The organism is Planctomycetia bacterium, from assembly GCA_016795155.1.
Taxonomy (GTDB): Bacteria; Planctomycetota; Planctomycetia; order Gemmatales; family HRBIN36; genus JAEUIE01.
Window position 1 is genome coordinate 16023 of record JAEUIE010000048.1, and the last position, 16879, is coordinate 32901.

The window sequence follows — 16879 nt, forward strand, 5'->3', positions numbered from 1 at the left end:
TTGCCCAAGTTGCCTGGTATCTACTTGATGAACACAGGTTGGCAATGGTACACTTTTGGCAACAAGGAAATGCGTATGCCGAACAATCCCTCTCCCGAAAAGATCGACCAGTACCAGGGCATGCCCAAATGGCTGCATGCCATCGCCATTGATACCAGCAAACTGCAATGGTGGATTCTCTTATTTCTACTTCTGAGCATTGCAGACCTGGTGATCACTTATTACCTGCTGAATCTCAGTCCTGATTTTTATGAATCCAATCCTATTGCCAATTGGTTTTTTAAGAATTGGAATATAGCGGGCATGACCTTCTTCAAATTCGGCGTGGTGGCCTTTGTTATTACGATTGCTGAGATCGTCGAACGAAAGCGTCCTGGCTCAGGTAAGTTTGTACTGTTTCTAGGCTGCGTGGTGACTGCTGCAGTCGTTGTCTATTCCATCCGGCTCTATCAGCAATACGTGCCTCACTTGACTGTGTAATTGTGCGAAAGTTTTCCATCTTGGTTTCATGCCAGAACTACCCGATATCACTGTCTATCTGGAGGCGTTACAGCATCGCATTGAACGCAAGCCTTTACTCAAAATTCGTATTAACCATCCGTTTCTTCTGAAAACTGTCGAACCACCAGTTTCTGCATTCGAGGGCCGCAGGGTTAAACAATTTCGCAGAATTGGCAAACGAATAGCCATCGGTCTGGAAGAAGATTACTGGATGGTTCTACACCTGATGATTGCAGGACGCCTGCAATGGAAGCCTCCACAGTTTGTCATGTCGCGTCGATACGGCTTAGCTGCGTTTTACTTCGATGAAGGCACACTGGTCATTACCGAAGCTGGCACCAGACACCGTGCATCGTTACATCTGGTTCAAGGCGAATCAGCACTGAAAGTACATGATCCAGGAGGCCTGGAAGTCTTTGATATTTCCGAACAGCAGTTTCAAGCTCATTTGCGGAACCGGTGCGGAAATCGCCCGATCAAGAAAGTACTGACCGATCCAACGCTCTTCAGCGGCATAGGTAACGCCTACTCAGATGAGATTTTGTTTCATGCCAAAATGTCGCCGTTTGCCATTGGCAGCAAATTGAACGACAGCCAGATTGATCAACTGCTTATGACCTGCAGAAAGGTACTTCATGACTGGACCAACAAATTAAGGAAAGAGAATGGCTTCAAGTTTCCAGGCAAAGTAACAGCTTTCCACCCTGACATGGCGGTGCATGGTAAATTTGGTTCGCTTTGCACAGTATGCCAGGCGCCAATTCAACGTATCCGGTATGCAGAAATGAAAGAGACTAATTACTGCCCAGGGTGCCAGACGGAAGGAAGAATACTTGCAGACCGCGTCATGTCGCGCTTACTCAAAGATGACAGGCCTAAGCATTTGAACGACTTGCTTGAGTATCAAGACAAGCTTTTTGAGGATGAATAATTAACGATTTTGTTTTTGGTGAAAATTATTCCATTACTAGCGGCCTTTCTTTTTTCATTCCGTGCTTGGCAACTAGAGTCGATTCGAATCTGCATTCAATCGCGGTTAGTCTTTTTTCATTAACAGAGCCCATGGTTACCTGGGTTACTTTGGGGATTATTCCATGCTACGCAAGTCCAAACGCTTTCCGAATCATCGCAAGCTCTCTTTTGAATATCTCGAGCAGCGTGCCAATCCATCCTGCACATCGCTGTTTGATCCGGTTGTACAGCTGCTCACGATTCAAGGCACATCGTTTGATGATGCAGCAGTCATCAGCCAGGATCAGGCAGGCAATATTCTCCTGGATGGTGTTACCACCGGGGCCACCGTCAGCAATACCAGTTTGATCAGCATCATCACTGGAGATGGAACGGATGCCGTCACCATCGACCAGACCGGCGGACTGTTTTCCAGCCCGGTGACTGGCAAACCCATTAAAATTATTCTGGATGCAGGCAGTTCTGATCATGATATGTTCGCACTGCAAGGTTCAAAACAGGATGACACCATTGACCTGGGCGTAATCGCAGGCGTGCCACAGATTAATGTCAATGGTGATGATACTGTCGATATTATCGCGGGTAATTTTGAAGAGTTTCGCATTTTCGGCAATGCAGGCAATGACACTCTGAATGCATCTGGCTCGCCGGTAGTGGGTGATGCCTTTGCTTACGGTATCGCTCTCAGTGGCGGTGCTGGCAACGATACCACCAAGGGTGGAGCCAATGTCACGGCCCACGAAGGTGGCCTGGGCAATGACACCCTGATTGGCGGCAGCTCACTAGACAAATATTTCTTTGGTGGCAGCAACCTGGGAAGTGACTCGATCAATGATACTGCCGACCAGAACGGCACCCTGATTTTTAACGATCTGGCATTTGTCGACTTTGTCGGTCCGGTCAAAGTGAATCTGGGCACCAGTCAGCCACAGGTAGTCAATCCAGGCAATCTGACTCTGACCATTCTCAATCAGGGCATTGGTGTTGTCATCGGCACTCCGTTCGCTGACACCATCCTTGGCAATAACAATAACAATTATCTCCTGGGCATGGGTGGAGATGACACTCTCTCCGGCTTGGGAGAGAACGATCTCATTTATGGTGGCGAAGGCAACGACAACATTGATGCCGGAGCAGGCGACGACACCGTATTTGGCGAAGCGGGTAATGACAAAGTTCAGGGCGGTGAAGGCAACGACACCATCGAAGGTGGTGATGGCAACGATTCGCTTGATGGCGACCCCGTCCTGCCTGGTCGAGTGCACGGCAACGACACGATCAAGGGAAATGCCGGGGATGACACCATCTACGGACGTGGTGGCAATGATGCTCTCTATGGCCACACAGGCAATGACAAACTCTATGGAAACGATGGCGATGACACCCTCCATGGAGGCGATCACGACGATCTGCTCGAAGGCGGCAACGGCAACGACCTTCTCAACGGCGACGACCTAAGCATCATCTTCGGTGGCGGTAGCCGACTGAGCGCACCTGGGAACGATACGCTGTATGGCGGAGCAGGCGATGATGTAATGTATGGTGGAGGAGAAAATGATTTCCTCTACGGCCAGGCAGGAAAAGATAAAGGCTTCGGCGAAACAGGTGACGATAAGCTCTATGGTGGAGCAAATGACGATGAACTTCACGGCGGCTTCGGCAATGATGAGCTGCATGGCGAAACAGGCAACGATACTTTGGATGGCGACTCAGGGGATGACATCCTTTACGGCTACGATGGAGCAGACTCGCTGAACGGCGGTACTGGCAACGACGAACTCCGTGGCGGCAATCAGAATGATGTGCTGGTTGGTGAAGAGAACAATGACAAGCTCTTCGGCGACTCAGGCAACGATATTCTCGATGGCGGCAGTGGGAACGACTATCTCTCTGGAGGAGAGGGCAACGATTACCTTTTCATGGGTGAAGGCAACGACACCGGCCTGGGTGGCAAAGGTAATGATACCGCTACCGGTGGATTGGGCGATGACACCCTTTACGGCGATTTCGGCGACGACAAACTGTCAGGCAACGAGGGTAACGACAAGATTTATGGCGATGATGGTGACGATTCCCTGGCAGGCGGATCGGGAGATGATCTTGTCGTCGGCGGGAACGGCATCGACTATCTGTATGGCGATGAAGGCCACGATGAACTGCGTGGCGACGCTGGTAATGACAAATTCTGGGGTGGCTCAGGCAACGATCTGATGACCGGCGGTCTGGGCAATGATGAGCTTCATGGAGAAGACGGGCTTGATGACATCAGTGGCGATGATGGGAACGATTTAGTTTACGGCGGCGGCGGCCAGGATACCATTCATGGTAATGCTGGCGATGACAATTTGAATGGTGGTGATGGCAATGACACCATCTATGGCGATGGTGGCAAAGACAAGTTATTTGGCGACGCTGACAATGATGATCTGAATGGTGGCGCAGGAGACGACAAGCTCTACGGCTACTCCGGCAATGATGATCTCAGCGGCGGTGATGGCAATGACATTCTCTATGCCCATGAAGGGAACGACTCGTTGTACGGCGGCAGCGGCCAAGACGAAATGCATGGTGGTGAAGGCAATGACCATCTAGCTGGCGAAAGTGGCAACGATGAAATGTTCGGTGACGATGGCGAAGACGACATATATGGCGGCATCGGCAACGATATCATCCGTGGTGGAAAGGCTGACGACAAGATTTGGGGTGGCGACGGTAAGGACAAGATCTATGGCGAAGGCGGAGATGACAAGATTCGAGGCGAAGACGGCAACGATAACCTCGATGGCGGCTACGGCTTCGACATCCTCTTCGGCGGCAATGGCGACGACCGACTCTATGGCGGTGGCGAACTCGATGGCATCCCCGATTACATGTACGGCGAATGGGGCGCAGACTTTTTCCGATTCGCTAACCCGGAAGAAATGTTCTTCTCCGATTTCACCCCGTTCCCCTTCAGCCTGGATAGTTTCATCTATCTTCCTTGATAACTCAAACTGAGCTTCGTTTTCTCCCCTCTCCCTTGGAGGGAGAGGGGTTGGGGGTGAGGGGGTTATTTGTGCTAGACGCTGTTACAAAGTCCTGAATCACATTCAGGACTTCTCTTTCCTGGCACTACGAAAAGGATTGTTTATGTACACAACCCGGTTTCTCACACTTCTGATCTGCCTGAATTGTTGTTTTGGATGCAAGGAGGCGACGCAGCCTGCAGGTTCCAGAAGCAAAGTGGTTGATCGTGAGGACGATCAACGCTATGCCCGACTGGCTTCCGGTGCACTCGATGATGGCGACAAAGCAGCAGAAGCCAAGGCCTGGCTTGATGCCAAAAACACCACGAACGTTCTTTGGAAAACCAGCCGTGCCCAGACGCTGCAATTTGTCAATGATTTATACCAGGCGGGAGCAGTCAAGGTGTATGCTATCTATGCTCCTCGAGATGGCACCATTCCAGTAAACCTGTGTGCAGAACTCTTCCTCGAATTACCGACAGACAAAGAGAAGCGACGCAATGTTATTAAAGCCTACAACCGCATTGAATCAGAATTATGGGGCGAGGATGCTTCGTTGGAACGTGATCGGAGTCAAAAATATCTGCATCTGAACATGGACCCGTAGTATGATGAAGTCATGTTGACGGGAGTCAAAACGTGCTCTTCATACTTCTTTTGCTTGCAGTCACTTTCACCAGGGATGATTTACCAGAAGGCTGGAATAAAGTCTCACTTCCAACTGCTGGATTTAAGGTTAATATGCCCAATCCTGAACGCAAATTCATGGAAGACAAGGGACCCGATGATAAACCGGTCTTCATACGCATGCATCGAGGTAAAGAGGGGAAAGTATCATACCTGGTAACTGTCAGTGAGTTTTCACTTTCTTATATCTCTCAACCCGCCAAGACGATTTTTGATAATGCCAGGGAAGGATCGCTGGCTCGTTCTGGTGGTTCTCTGGTCAGTGAAAAGGATATCAAGCTCGACAAAGTGCCAGGCAGAGAATTTGTGGTTAAAGCTAAGGAAGCAGGGTTTGTCCGTGCCAGGGTCTACGTATTTAATCAGAGACAGTATTCAGTCATGGTTGCTGGCCCAAAACTGGAAGATCTTGAGACCCCAGAAACCAAACAGTTTTTTGATTCCTTTAAGCTGACCCCTATTCGCAAACAGGGAAAATAATTTACTTTTGTCACAAATCAAGAGGTGAACGGTATTGGGTTTTGAGCCTTGAAAAGGCTGATATTCAACCCTTACCGGATCATACCCATGTTGGCTCTCTTCAGCTTGCTGTACCCTGCATATCGAGGTTGGAAAAAACTGAGCACCCCGGAAGGTGTTCGTTTGCTCTTTCCTCATTCCCCAATCAGATCACATTCTGCAAGCAATACTTTCTTGGGACCTATTCAACTCACGACTTACTCAGCCAAGTCTGAGAATTCCGCATTCACGACCATTCTCAGCATACGGGACTTTGACAACAGGAATGATCTTTCACCAGAAGATATGATCAACAGTTGGCGAATGGAGTATGATCAAACCATGCACCAGGCTGGAATCGACTCTGTATTGAAACAGGAGGAGTATCTCCCTGGCAAGAACTCTCGCTGCAACCTGCTCTACACCAATGAGTCTGAAACCTTATTCACCAGAATCTCATTGCTGACTTGTCGAAATCGAACTGTCATTTTGTTTGCAGTCGGGAAACTGGATGAAATTTCAAACGACGCCTGCATGACCTGTTTCCGATCGATTCGTGTCTAAATCTTGATTGACATCCTCAAGAAACACGTTTAGCCTGCTGCATGCTCTCCACATCGCGTGTCTGGCTACTGGTTCTGTTATGTTCACTGGCTATGTCGTATGGCTGGGGATTTCGGGGAGATTATGGCCATGAAGCTGGCGCCATGTTTCCCGGCTGCTTCCTGGCACTGTCGGTTCTGATAGCCAGCAATCGTAAAGACTGGCTCAATCGCATTACTCCCGTTGCATTGGCAGGTGCCATCGGCTGGGCCTTTGGCGGCTCCATGAGTTACGGCAAGGTAATCGGCTACACCGCGCATAGTTCGGTGCCTGATGTTGTCTACGGATTTGCCTGCCTGTTCCTGATCGGAGCGTTGTGGGGAAGCATCGGAGCAGGATGCTTGGGTCTGTCGCTAACGATGAAACGAAGTTGGCTGAATCAGTGGGCCGGCCCATTGTTTCTGTTGTTCTGCACCTTGCAACTGCTGGACCACACAGGAACCACTGAATGGCTGCAAGAAGAGTACTTGAAAAACTGGGATGTTGACTGGGTTGCTGCCTGCAGCGGGTCAATTGTAGCTGTTGTCTGCATGGTTGTTCCAGTCTGGCGATCAGCTGCTGGCTTGATGTTCACCCTCTCCGTAGGGTGGTTGCTCGGCTTTTTTATTCTTACTTACACTCTCGGAATCAGGATGACTCCTCCACGTGGAGACAACTGGGCAGGTTGCCTGGGTTTGGCCATTGCCTTTTTCATCTGGCTTCACGTCAACCGATTACGTGCAGTTCGTTACCTGTTTCTAGTCGGCCTTCTTTCTGGTGGATATGGTTTTGCGATTGGCGACGGACTGAACATGATGGGACGCGCAGGCTGGGGGCCGATTGGTGAATTGGCTAAGTCTCTGAAGCTGGATGCCTGGAAATGGATGGAGCAGAGTTTTGGCCTCATCATGGGCTTCGGCGTCGCGCTAGGTATTCTGCAGATGTTGCGAAAACGTATCCAGCCTCCTGATGAAGATGCCCCAGCCGGTAGTATTCACCTGATTGGGCTCGTGTTTCTGCTCATCATCATGCCCTGGTTGAATTTTTTCAAGAATGTCCGCCGCTTGGCTGAGAACAACCAGTTAGGACAACCTCTCTTTGGCATGCCACAGGAATTCTGGTATTTTCTGATTGGCGGACTGGTTTCACTGGTAATATTGATTGCCATTTTGCTATATCGACGAGGCAAATTACTGATCATTCCAAGCACTGCGTTGGGCAAAGCACAATGGCTGCTGCTTTTCCTGATGTGGATTTCCGTTCTTGCAGCTTTCATGCAGGCCATGCCTCACATGAATCGAACCGGAACGCTTTGGGTGCATATCACTTTCTGGATAACGGCTAGCCTGGTTACCCTGCTGACAGTGTGTGCATCCATCACAACTGAAGAAACGATACTAGACCCAGGCAACAGCGCCATGGATCCATCCTGGCGAATGGGCACCTGGATGTGGTTACTCATCGCGTTAGTTCCCTTTCTGATCGGCATCCTCACCTATGGCACGATTGCCATGCATGATGCTCCCCTGCCCGGCAGCCATCTGCGTTTTGAGAAATGAGATTCGTTTTCTTCACTGTTTTACCCTGGTGGGTAAGGGGGTTACATTCTGTTTGATGCGCTAACATATTCAATTCCATAGAATAATATTCAATATCTACATGCATGCAGGTGCGCCATCAAACTTCAAGAAATCAAAATTCCGTTTTCCAGTATCAGCATTCCAGAATCGATAATTCAATTTGTGGATGAGGCCAATGAACGGATAGAACAATTTCAAGTAAATAACACTATCCCAGGATTTGTCGCCAGTCAGTTTTTGCAGGTTTATCAGGCTCTGCATTACATCAATCAGAATAATCTGGCACCAGGCAACCTGTTTTGTGAATGGGGCAGTGGCTTCGGTGTGGTCAGCAGCCTGGCTGCTCTTTGTGGCTTTCATGCGATCGGCATTGAAATTGACGAGAAGCTGGTGGAGGAAGCAGAACAGTTAGCTGCTGATTTTGACATCGATGTCAGTTTCTATTGTGACAGTTTCATCCCGCCGGGTAATGAGAATCTCCTGGCTACAGAAGAAAGTTCTTCCTGGCTGACCAACAGGCCAGGTGACATGCTGGAATCAGGCATCAGCCCAGAGAGTTTCGATGTGATTTTCGTTTATCCCTGGCCTGGCGAAGAATCGCTCATGGAGCAGCTTTTCGTATCGCATGCAGGAACAGGTTCTCTTCTGGTCTCCTTTCATTGCCGCGAAGGAGTCCGTGTTCAACGCCTGATCAAATCGTCTTCCAAAAGAAATTCCTTACGACACGCTGGAAGATAAGTAGTTCAACTCACGTGGCCCCATAGTCACCAGGGTGCCTTTCACCAGTGGCTTCCTTCGGCAATAATCCACAATCTTCTCAGCGGTCAGTGCATTCACTTCTGCCTGTATTTCCTCGAATGGACGCACTCTGCCGTAATAGTACCAGTCGGAAGCAATCGCCCCTGCTCGTGCTGAAGTCGATTCCTCCTGCATGATCAGTGACGATTTAATGCCCGCCTGGATACGCTGCACTTCATCTGGTTCAATGCCATCTTCAATGCGTTTCAGTTCCAGCAGCATGCTATCCAGCGTATCCTGTGCCCGTTCATTCGTGGTACCTGCATAGCAGAGTACCACGCCACGGTCCTTCATGCCCTGATAACTGGCCCAAACTGAATAACATAGTCCTTTCTTCTCTCGAACCTCGGTAAACAGTCTGCTGCTCATGCCGCCACTAAGCACCTGTACTGCACCCATTGCATTGAAGTAATCTTTATCCGTAACCGGGATGCTATCGTAAGCCAGACCAATCTGGGTTTGTTGAGTGTCTTTCTGCAGATGCGATTTGCCCAGTTCCGCTGCCGAATGCGAGAGTGTAACTTCAGGCTGTGGCGACCAGTCGCCAAATAGCAGCCCCACTTTGTCGACCAGTGCTTGCCAGTCGATGTTTCCTGCCACGCTGAGTATGGTGGCATTAGGACGAAAGTGGCGTCGATGAAATGCCTTCAGGTTGGCTACGGTGTTGGCTTCAATGCTTTCCGGGGTGCCTCGCCTATCATTACCCAGTGGTGCAGGCAGATGACGCCGACGCAGTTCCAGCATGGTTTTGCCTTTGGGGTCATCTTCCAATGCCTCAATATCCTGAAGGGCTAACGCCTGAATGGGTGGCAGTTCTGCATCCGGCAAATGTGGCCTGAGAACCACATGGGAATACAGTTCTAGCGAAGGCAGCAGGTTCCTGGCAATCGTTGCCCCCCAAATGCGTGTGTGCAGCATGCCAACGCTTTCTTCCCGATCCAGACCCAGTGCATCCATTTCGAGCATGAGTGCCTGGTTGTCAAATGGCCCAGCGCCACGTGTAATCATTCCCGAGAGCAAGTTGGAAGTGCCGGCCAGTGTAGCCGGATCGTATGCATAGCCAGCCGGTATCAAAAAGTTAAATGCTGCAGTTCGAACATAATCCATAGTCTCGGCAATCAGCACCAGACCATTGGGAAAAACATGATGACGAACGTTTGAATGTGCCAAGACCATTTCCTTCATAGAACAGATTCATCGCTGTGAATTTCTTTATACGCCGTACTCATCTTACGGAAGCCCAGTCGCTGGTACAGCAGGAGTGCAGCCTGGTTTTCTGCGGTCACTTCCAGCGATGCCGTTTTCCTGCCCAGCCGGGCGAAACTGTGCAATGCCTGCAAGACCAATGCTCGGCCTAATCCGAGTCGGCGAAAGGATGGTACTACCGCAACATTTTGAATGCTACCCTCATCCAGAGAAGCTGACAATGACTGAATACTCGCACAGCAGCCCCCCGGACTGGCTATCATCCATGTCGCTTCTGCAAGAAAATCTGAACGCAGCCTGATTTCATTGATGACGTGCCAACATCCCGCCCTTTTTGAGAATGAACGAAATAGCTGAGCATCCAATGTTCCACGGAAACTGAGATAATGCACCTCGGCAAACAGATCAACTAACCCGTTATCCCAAGGCACCCAGACGTACCCTTCTGGCAACACTGGCACCGGCGGCAACTGGTGCAGGCTGATCGACATGCGATGCCGGGTGAGATAGGTCAAGGTGCTGGACATGGTACAAGAGTAACACCCTTCACTACCCGTTGTCAAAGTCTTGATGATCCGTCAAGAGTAATTTCATAACTGCGCGAATGCAGGATACCGAAGTCTCGAAATTGCTATCGCTAAAAATCGCCCCTGCCGTTATGTTCCCCACCGTCTCAGGGTGAATTGGATTTGTTCAGCCTTTGCCTGTGAATTCCAGGGATCTATTTGAATGCCGACATTACCTGTAACTTCTCATAAATTAATTTCCCTGGTTATTCCATGCTGTAATGAAGCTGATGTACTGCCACTGCTGTTTGATCGGATACAAAACGAAGTTAAAAACTGGTCTTACGCCTACGAAGTCATCCTTATCGATGATGGATCTACTGATGCAACCTGGGAACTGATGCAGCAATTCCATGATCAAGATCATCGGTGGAAAGCAGTCAAGCTGTCTCGAAATTTTGGCCATCAGTTGGCGTTGTGGACGGGATTGCAGCATGCCCAGGGAGATGCAGTAGTAGTACTGGATGCCGACTTGCAGGACCCGCCCGAAGTAGTTCCACAATTTCTGGAACAATGGCAAGCAGGGTATGATGTGGTTTTTGCGATCCGCCGCAAACGTAAAGAAGGCATGTTGAAACGTGCTGCTTACTTCTGCTATTACCGGTTCTTGAAGATGTTATCAGAGATTCACATTCCTCTCGATTCGGGTGATTTCTGTGTGATGGATCGGCGTGTGGTGCAAGCCCTGCTTTCGTGCAATGAGCAGGAACCTTTTATTCGTGGCTTGCGTGCCTGGGTGGGATTCAGGCAAACTGGCCTGACTTATGAACGAGCAGGACGTGCCGCAGGCGAAGTGAAATATACGTTTTCCAAGCTCGTTAAATTAGGACTCAACGGCATCTTCAGTTTCTCGACCAAGCCTCTGAAGTTGGCAACCTGGCTAGGTATCACCTGTTCCAGCCTGGCCTTCCTGGCTGGAGTATTCGTACTCATCCGTTATCTATTTGCAGAACAACTCAAACCCTATGGTGTTCTGCCTGTGCCCGGCTATGCATCCATTATTATTGCAGTGCTGTTTTTAGGTGGCTTGCAACTGGTCAGCCTGGGCATCGTCGGTGCCTACATTGGCCGCATTTTCCAGGAAGTCAAAGGCAGGCCATTGACGTTTGTATCGGAAAGCGTTGGCCTGGTTGAGAAGCAGATACCCGGTGTTCATCATTTCCCCAAGCAGCGGAAAGCTGCGTAGTTACCGAACCAGCTTTGTAAACCGAGCAACTTGAACTTCAGTTAATGTTTCAACAACCAGATCAGCACCAGCATCCTGCAATGCTTGCCATTCGCTATGCCCGCCACCCCGCACAGCAACACAACTCATATGTGCTGCCTTAGCAGCCTGCACGCCGAAGACGGCATCTTCCACCACCACGCACCATCCAGGCAAGACCGCTAGTTTTCCGGCTGCTTTCAAAAACACTTTTGGATCAGGCTTTCCCCGCTGGGTATCTTCCATCGAAACAACCGCTTGTAAATAAGGCGAAAGACCTGCCAGTTCTGTCAATAACTCAATGTTTTTTTTTGGAGCACTAGAACCAATTGCCTGACGGAAACCAGCCTCCGCAAGCGCTTCAACGATTTCCATAGCCCCGGGTAACAACTTCACGCCTTGCTCACGGGCAGCATCTCTGAATAGGACTTCTTTATGCTCGCCTAGATCATCCATGCGGGGATCATTACTGGCAAAACCAAACAGTATGCCAAGTATCTCCGGATTTCTTCTTCCAAAAGTTGCACTGAACTGCTCATGAGTCAGCTCATGTCCCAACTCTGCAGCCACCTTCTGCCAGGCTGCGTAGTGCAGTTGAGCAGTATCCACCAGCGTGCCATCCAGGTCCCAGATGACTGCCTTCTCATGATCGTCCTGTTTATTCATGATGCCTCTAGCGGTTTGATAGTGAACTGGTATGTTACAAATTTGTAGGGTACGCTGTGCGTGCTCCACTGAATCTCCAAGCCCTAATTGGCACTCGAGATGGGTGCCACGGTTTCGTCGTACTCGACGTAACCGTGCTGGTTTAACGAGGCGATGAAGTAAGGACATGTATGAACGTGCCCATAATGACAATAAACTTGGCATTGTTACGCTGAGTACAGCGAAACAATGGCACCCATCAAGCAGGCCATTTGAGCCTTGGTCGTCCCCTAACGAAAGTTGCTCATGAACGAAACCATCCTTTGGATTATCGCCATCGTCGTCGGCCTGTTCCTCCTCTTCGCCCTCTTCGTCCTGGTGGCCGGCCTGCGTTCGCCGGTTGAACATACCGTCGCTCGCCGCATACAACTCAAGCAATCTGCTGAAGAACTCTGGAACACCATCAACGATCATGAAAAAGAAACGGAATGGCAGCCTCACTTGGAATATTGCACACGACTTCCTGATATCGACGGCAATCCTGCCTGGCAATTGAAACACAAAGGTAGTGGCAATCCACCGATGACGCTGATCACTACCGTTTCCGAGCCGCCCTACAAACTCGTCGGCACCATCTCCGATCAGAAAAAAGTCTTCGATGGCAGGTGGATTTTCGAACTGAAACCCGTTCACGGCGCCACCGAACTTACCCTCACGGAAACCGCCAAAATCAACAACCCTGTTTTCCGCGGTCTCTACCACCTCTTCGGCGACCCGGCGATGTACCTCGATCAATACCTGAAAGCCCTGGCAGCGAAGTATAATGAAACTGTGACGATTTCAGGATTGTAGTCATCTCACTCCGTCGAGATGACAGAACGTGCAATCACCTAGCACCTTACTCGCTAACCCAATAATAGCCCTTTGCAGTATCATCATTTATTGAGATACTATCTTGACACCGCGTCCTCAGGACGGAGCGTGAGGACTACAAACCAGAAGCACCCATGCGACGAGTGAAGACTGGCGGCGGCTGGAGAGCGATCAAGTACTCGCTCACCATGGCCAACAAGGTAGGCTGGTGGCGATTCTGGAAAGCGATGCGCTCGCAGAATGCCTGCAAGACCTGTGCAGTCGGTATGGGTGGCCAGCGCGGCGGCATGGTCAACGAAGCAGGACACTTCCCCGAAGTCTGCAAGAAATCGTTCCAGGCGATGATCTCCGACATGCAGGGAGCCATCAAGCCGGAGTTCTTCCAAGAGTATAGCATCGCCAAGCTCAAGACGCTCTCCCCGCGTGAACTCGAAAGTTGTGGCAGGCTTAGCTTCCCCGTCATCGCTACTGTCGGTGCCACTCACTATCAACCCATCACCTGGGATAATGCACTCGGCAATCTTGCTGCACAACTCAAACTAGCTGGGCCGATGAAAACTTTCTTTTACGCTTCAGGCCGATCCTCGAACGAAGCAGGCTTCCTACTGCAACTATTCGCCCGGCTCTTCGGCACCAACTACGTCAACAACTGTTCGTACTATTGCCATCAAGCCAGCGGGGTGGGACTTTCCGCAAGTCTGGGTACCGGTACCGCAACGGTATCTCTCGAAGACCTCGAACATGCCGATTTCGTCATGCTCCTCGGTGGCAACCCGGCTTCAAACCATCCCCGACTGATGCGTTCGTTGATGCAGGTACGGCGCAACGGTGGACAGGTCATCGTTATCAACCCGGTCAAGGAACTGGGGATGATGAAATTCCGAGTCCCCAGCGACATCCGCAGCATGCTCTTCGGCTGCGACATTGCCAGCTTTTATTTGCAACCCCACATCGGCGGCGATGTGGGGTTCCTCACTGGCCTGGCGAAGATTATTCTCGAACAGAGGCAGCATAATGCCGCATTCATCGAGAAGGCCACTGAAGGATTTGATGAGTACGCACGCCATATCAGGAACACATCCTGGCAGGACATAGAATCGCAGTCGGGGATCAGCAAAGCAGATATCCAAGAAGTGGCTCAGCGATATCTGCGATCGGAAAGGGCTATCTTCGCCTGGACGATGGGCATCACCCACCATCTGCATGGCGTCGATAATGTTCGCAGCATCGTTAACGTCGCCCTGCTCCGAGGCATGGTCGGCAAGCCCCATGCAGGACTGCTGCCAATCCGTGGTCACAGCAACGTGCAGGGCATCGGCACCGTTGGCGTAACTCCTACACTCAAGGCCGGTATTGTTGAGCGCATGGTGAAACGCCTCGGCGTACATCCACCATCTCAACCCGGTCTCGACACCATGGCCTGCATGCACGGTGCCGACCAGGGTGAACTAACGACGGCACTCTGTCTCGGTGGCAACCTCTACGGCTCTAACCCCGACAGCACCTTCGCTCATCGAGCTTTGAGTAAGTTGCAGCAGATCACCTACATGAATACGACGCTCAACACCACGCATGCCTGGGGCCTAGCCAAGGAAACGATGATCCTGCCCGTGCTGGCCCGTGACGAGGAACCGCAGCCAACGACGCAGGAATCGATGTTCAATTTCGTGAGGCTGTCAGCAGGCGGCCCCAGCCGAGTGGCCGATGCCCGTAGCGAAGTCAGCATCCTCAGCGAACTGGGGCAGCGAGTACTCTCCAACACTCCCGTCGATTGGAAGAGCATGGAAAGTCACCATGCCGTCCGCAACCTGATGGCTGACCTCATCCCCGGCCTGGAACCCATCGCCCAGCTCGATGCCGACAAGAAAGAGTTCCACATTCCCGGCCGACTAATCCACACACCCACTTTCCCAACGCCCACCGGCAAAGCAAAATTCCACCCTGCCCCGCTGCCAAGGGAGACCTCGCCACCAAGCACCCTCCGACTCATGACCGTCCGCAGCGAAGGCCAGTTCAACACCGTTGTCTATGAAGAAGAAGACCTCTACCGAGGCCAGGACCGCCGCGACGTGATTCTGCTAAGCAAGGACGACATGCAGAGATTAGGCCTGCGTGAGAATCAGAAAGTATCGGTACGCTCAGCCACCGGCGTGATGCACAACATCCTCGCCCGCCCCTTCGACATCCGCCCCGGCAACGCGCTGATGTACTTCCCCGAAGCCAACATTCTGGTTCCCAGCGGAGTTGATCCCTATTCCAAAACCCCAGCGTTCAAGTCGATAGCGGTGACGGTGGAAGCGGAAACAGGTGGCTTGGTGACAGCGGAGGCGTTGGGGGAGAGGCTGAAAACGAGAAAACGAGGATAGGCACAGAATGCCAAGGTGAAGAATGTATCGATACCGAGTTCGACCAGGTTATGGCTCGACGGAACTTCTGATCGAGATTCAGCTCGAGCCTGCTGACCAATCTTTCTCTACCGAATTAAAGAAAGTGCTCAAGCAATTGAATGGGAGGGCTTCCGAATTATCCCTTTTGTCATCACTCAACGATGCTGTGTATGACTTCAACAGTGATGCAGGTCCATTCTCAATAAAGATAGACATTTGGGACATTGTCTTTATCACGGCTCCAAATAACCAGAGCGCTATTTTGAAGATTGCAGAAGTCCTGCGAACAAATGCTCAGTTTGAGCAAGAAATCGTGGACTTTGATGAATACAAGAGAAATATCACAGAGATCGCATGATAAGAGCAGATAGCCTTCAAATCATACCAAGTATTTTTCATCGCTAATTTTTGATGAGTCTGCAATTCAACACACGATATCATTGTAATCGTATGTTGAAGAGAGGAATTGTTGTGCCTCATGACCCGACTGAAATTCTGTATGCGACTGGAGAAGTTGCAAAAGTCGGTGATCTCGTTGACAACGATGGCTGGGACTCGGTCGTTGAAGATGTAATCATCACCCCAGACCGTATGGCATTCTGGGGGCTAAAAAAGCCAGGCTTGATGCTACAGTGCGAAGAAGCAGGGCTGGTCTTCGAGCCATGCTCTTCAACCTCCTGGAATGCTATCATCTTCAAGAGTCGTGCATAACAGGGAGCAGCATATCGTGTACTTCGCCACCATCATTCTTCTCATGTTCGTCCTGCCTATTGGTTCAATCGCAGCTGAAGCCATCACTCGTGACACCGGGCTGACCTGGCTGCTGGTTGGTAAATGGGTTGTCTTCTGGTGCGTGGGAATCCGGTTATTCGTGGCTGGGTTGCAACAAACGATTCAGCCATGTTACACCGTAAATCCTTGGCCTCAAGGGAGACGAGCCACTGATTGTCGTCCGTGAGTTGGGCTTTGCCAACCTGTCTGGCGGCATCTTCTACGGTCTGGCCGGAATCAATCATCTGCTACAACAGCATCGCAACCAAAAAGAAAATATGGCAAAGGTAACAGACCTCGCAGCAGCCGTATTTTTGTTGGCAGCTTTTATTGCTGCGATTCGTGTTTGATGGCTGTTTGGTACCACAGGTAACGCTAAACTTCGTGCCACAGGTAACAGGCACTCCGGTTACCTGTGCTCGCAAAGTACGTAGAGTTAATCTAACACAGGTTATCGGACTACCGATAGAGGCCGTCCGGTAATTCAGAGTGCATCGAGGATCCATTGTATTTGCCCGTTGTTGTTTCCGCAGCGGTGGTTATGTCGCAGCAGAAGTTGATAGTTGGCGATGGCAGCGAGTAGTTGTGTTTGGTTGTTGCCCAGTCC

The 16879-nt window shown here is 50.6% G+C and carries 14 protein-coding genes; 11 read left to right on the top strand and 3 right to left on the bottom strand.

Annotation, left to right across the window (positions count from 1 at the left end; all coding sequences use genetic code 11):
• The first annotated feature begins 75 nt into the window (after positions 1 to 75).
• From JNJ77_16660 to JNJ77_16690, 7 genes are all read left to right on the top strand, one after another.
• A complete protein-coding gene (locus JNJ77_16660; GenBank protein MBL8824219.1) occupies positions 76 to 480 on the top strand; it encodes a hypothetical protein in 405 nt (134 codons plus the stop codon).
• A 28-nt stretch (positions 481 to 508) separates the two neighbouring features.
• Positions 509 to 1432: a formamidopyrimidine-DNA glycosylase gene (locus tag JNJ77_16665; protein MBL8824220.1), complete on the top strand. Its 924-nt coding sequence runs from the start codon at positions 509 to 511 to the stop codon at positions 1430 to 1432.
• Between the two features lie 163 nt (positions 1433 to 1595).
• Positions 1596 to 4457: a calcium-binding protein gene (locus JNJ77_16670; protein ID MBL8824221.1), complete on the top strand. Its 2862-nt coding sequence runs from the start codon at positions 1596 to 1598 to the stop codon at positions 4455 to 4457.
• 145 nt (positions 4458 to 4602) lie between these two features.
• A complete protein-coding gene (locus JNJ77_16675; GenBank protein ID MBL8824222.1) occupies positions 4603 to 5085 on the top strand; it encodes a hypothetical protein in 483 nt (160 codons plus the stop codon).
• A gap of 32 nt (positions 5086 to 5117) precedes the next feature.
• Positions 5118 to 5642, top strand: coding sequence for a hypothetical protein (locus JNJ77_16680; GenBank protein ID MBL8824223.1), 525 nt, complete (start codon positions 5118 to 5120; stop codon positions 5640 to 5642).
• Positions 5643 to 6265: 623 nt separating this feature from the next.
• Positions 6266 to 7801 carry a hypothetical protein gene (locus JNJ77_16685; protein MBL8824224.1) on the top strand — a complete coding sequence of 512 codons (1536 nt, stop codon included), beginning with the start codon at positions 6266 to 6268 and terminating at the stop codon, positions 7799 to 7801.
• Positions 7802 to 7984: 183 nt separating this feature from the next.
• Positions 7985 to 8560: a class I SAM-dependent methyltransferase gene (locus JNJ77_16690; protein ID MBL8824225.1), complete on the top strand. Its 576-nt coding sequence runs from the start codon at positions 7985 to 7987 to the stop codon at positions 8558 to 8560.
• Here JNJ77_16690 and JNJ77_16695 read toward each other — a convergent pair.
• Complete coding sequence (locus JNJ77_16695) at positions 8540 to 9796, bottom strand: insulinase family protein (protein ID MBL8824226.1); 1257 nt, start codon at positions 9794 to 9796, stop codon at positions 8540 to 8542. The two genes, JNJ77_16690 and JNJ77_16695, sit on opposite strands and share 21 nt — an antisense overlap.
• Positions 9797 to 9801: 5 nt before the next feature.
• On the bottom strand, positions 9802 to 10353 hold the full coding sequence (locus tag JNJ77_16700) for a GNAT family N-acetyltransferase (GenBank protein MBL8824227.1): 552 nt from the start codon (positions 10351 to 10353) through the stop codon (positions 9802 to 9804).
• A gap of 202 nt (positions 10354 to 10555) precedes the next feature.
• Between JNJ77_16700 and JNJ77_16705 the strand changes: the two genes are divergently transcribed.
• Positions 10556 to 11578 (top strand): glycosyltransferase family 2 protein, encoded by a 1023-nt coding sequence (locus JNJ77_16705; protein ID MBL8824228.1) that lies wholly within the window; start codon positions 10556 to 10558, stop codon positions 11576 to 11578.
• Here the strand turns inward: JNJ77_16705 and JNJ77_16710 are convergent, their stop codons facing one another.
• The gene (locus tag JNJ77_16710; GenBank protein ID MBL8824229.1) at positions 11579 to 12262 is read right to left on the bottom strand and encodes an HAD family phosphatase; all 684 of its coding nucleotides are present in this window, start codon (positions 12260 to 12262) and stop codon (positions 11579 to 11581) included.
• Between the two features lie 285 nt (positions 12263 to 12547).
• Between JNJ77_16710 and JNJ77_16715 the strand changes: the two genes are divergently transcribed.
• The 3 genes from JNJ77_16715 to JNJ77_16725 all read left to right on the top strand — a co-directional run bounded on the left by JNJ77_16715 (position 12548) and on the right by JNJ77_16725 (position 15859).
• Positions 12548 to 13093: an SRPBCC family protein gene (locus tag JNJ77_16715; protein ID MBL8824230.1), complete on the top strand. Its 546-nt coding sequence runs from the start codon at positions 12548 to 12550 to the stop codon at positions 13091 to 13093.
• 155 nt (positions 13094 to 13248) lie between these two features.
• Complete coding sequence (locus JNJ77_16720; GenBank protein MBL8824231.1) at positions 13249 to 15480, top strand: FdhF/YdeP family oxidoreductase; 2232 nt, start codon at positions 13249 to 13251, stop codon at positions 15478 to 15480.
• A 22-nt stretch (positions 15481 to 15502) separates the two neighbouring features.
• Positions 15503 to 15859 (top strand): hypothetical protein, encoded by a 357-nt coding sequence (locus JNJ77_16725; protein MBL8824232.1) that lies wholly within the window; start codon positions 15503 to 15505, stop codon positions 15857 to 15859.
• Positions 15860 to 16879 lie beyond the last annotated feature (1020 nt).

Excerpts from the sequence above, each read along its gene's own strand:
- JNJ77_16660 (MBL8824219.1), top strand. The coding sequence starts at position 76 with ATGCCGAACAATCCCTCTCCCGAAAAGATCGACCAGTACCAGGGCATG.
- JNJ77_16685 (MBL8824224.1), top strand. The coding sequence starts at position 6,266 with ATGCTCTCCACATCGCGTGTCTGGCTACTGGTTCTGTTATGTTCACTG.
- JNJ77_16705 (MBL8824228.1), top strand. The coding sequence starts at position 10,556 with ATGCCGACATTACCTGTAACTTCTCATAAATTAATTTCCCTGGTTATT.
- JNJ77_16695 (MBL8824226.1), bottom strand. The coding sequence starts at position 9,796 with ATGGTCTTGGCACATTCAAACGTTCGTCATCATGTTTTTCCCAATGGT.
- JNJ77_16710 (MBL8824229.1), bottom strand. The coding sequence starts at position 12,262 with ATGAATAAACAGGACGATCATGAGAAGGCAGTCATCTGGGACCTGGAT.
- JNJ77_16725 (MBL8824232.1), top strand. The coding sequence starts at position 15,503 with ATGTATCGATACCGAGTTCGACCAGGTTATGGCTCGACGGAACTTCTG.
- JNJ77_16665 (MBL8824220.1), top strand. The coding sequence starts at position 509 with ATGCCAGAACTACCCGATATCACTGTCTATCTGGAGGCGTTACAGCAT.
- JNJ77_16670 (MBL8824221.1), top strand. The coding sequence starts at position 1,596 with ATGCTACGCAAGTCCAAACGCTTTCCGAATCATCGCAAGCTCTCTTTT.
- JNJ77_16700 (MBL8824227.1), bottom strand. The coding sequence starts at position 10,353 with ATGTCCAGCACCTTGACCTATCTCACCCGGCATCGCATGTCGATCAGC.
- JNJ77_16720 (MBL8824231.1), top strand. The coding sequence starts at position 13,249 with ATGCGACGAGTGAAGACTGGCGGCGGCTGGAGAGCGATCAAGTACTCG.
- JNJ77_16715 (MBL8824230.1), top strand. The coding sequence starts at position 12,548 with ATGAACGAAACCATCCTTTGGATTATCGCCATCGTCGTCGGCCTGTTC.
- JNJ77_16675 (MBL8824222.1), top strand. The coding sequence starts at position 4,603 with ATGTACACAACCCGGTTTCTCACACTTCTGATCTGCCTGAATTGTTGT.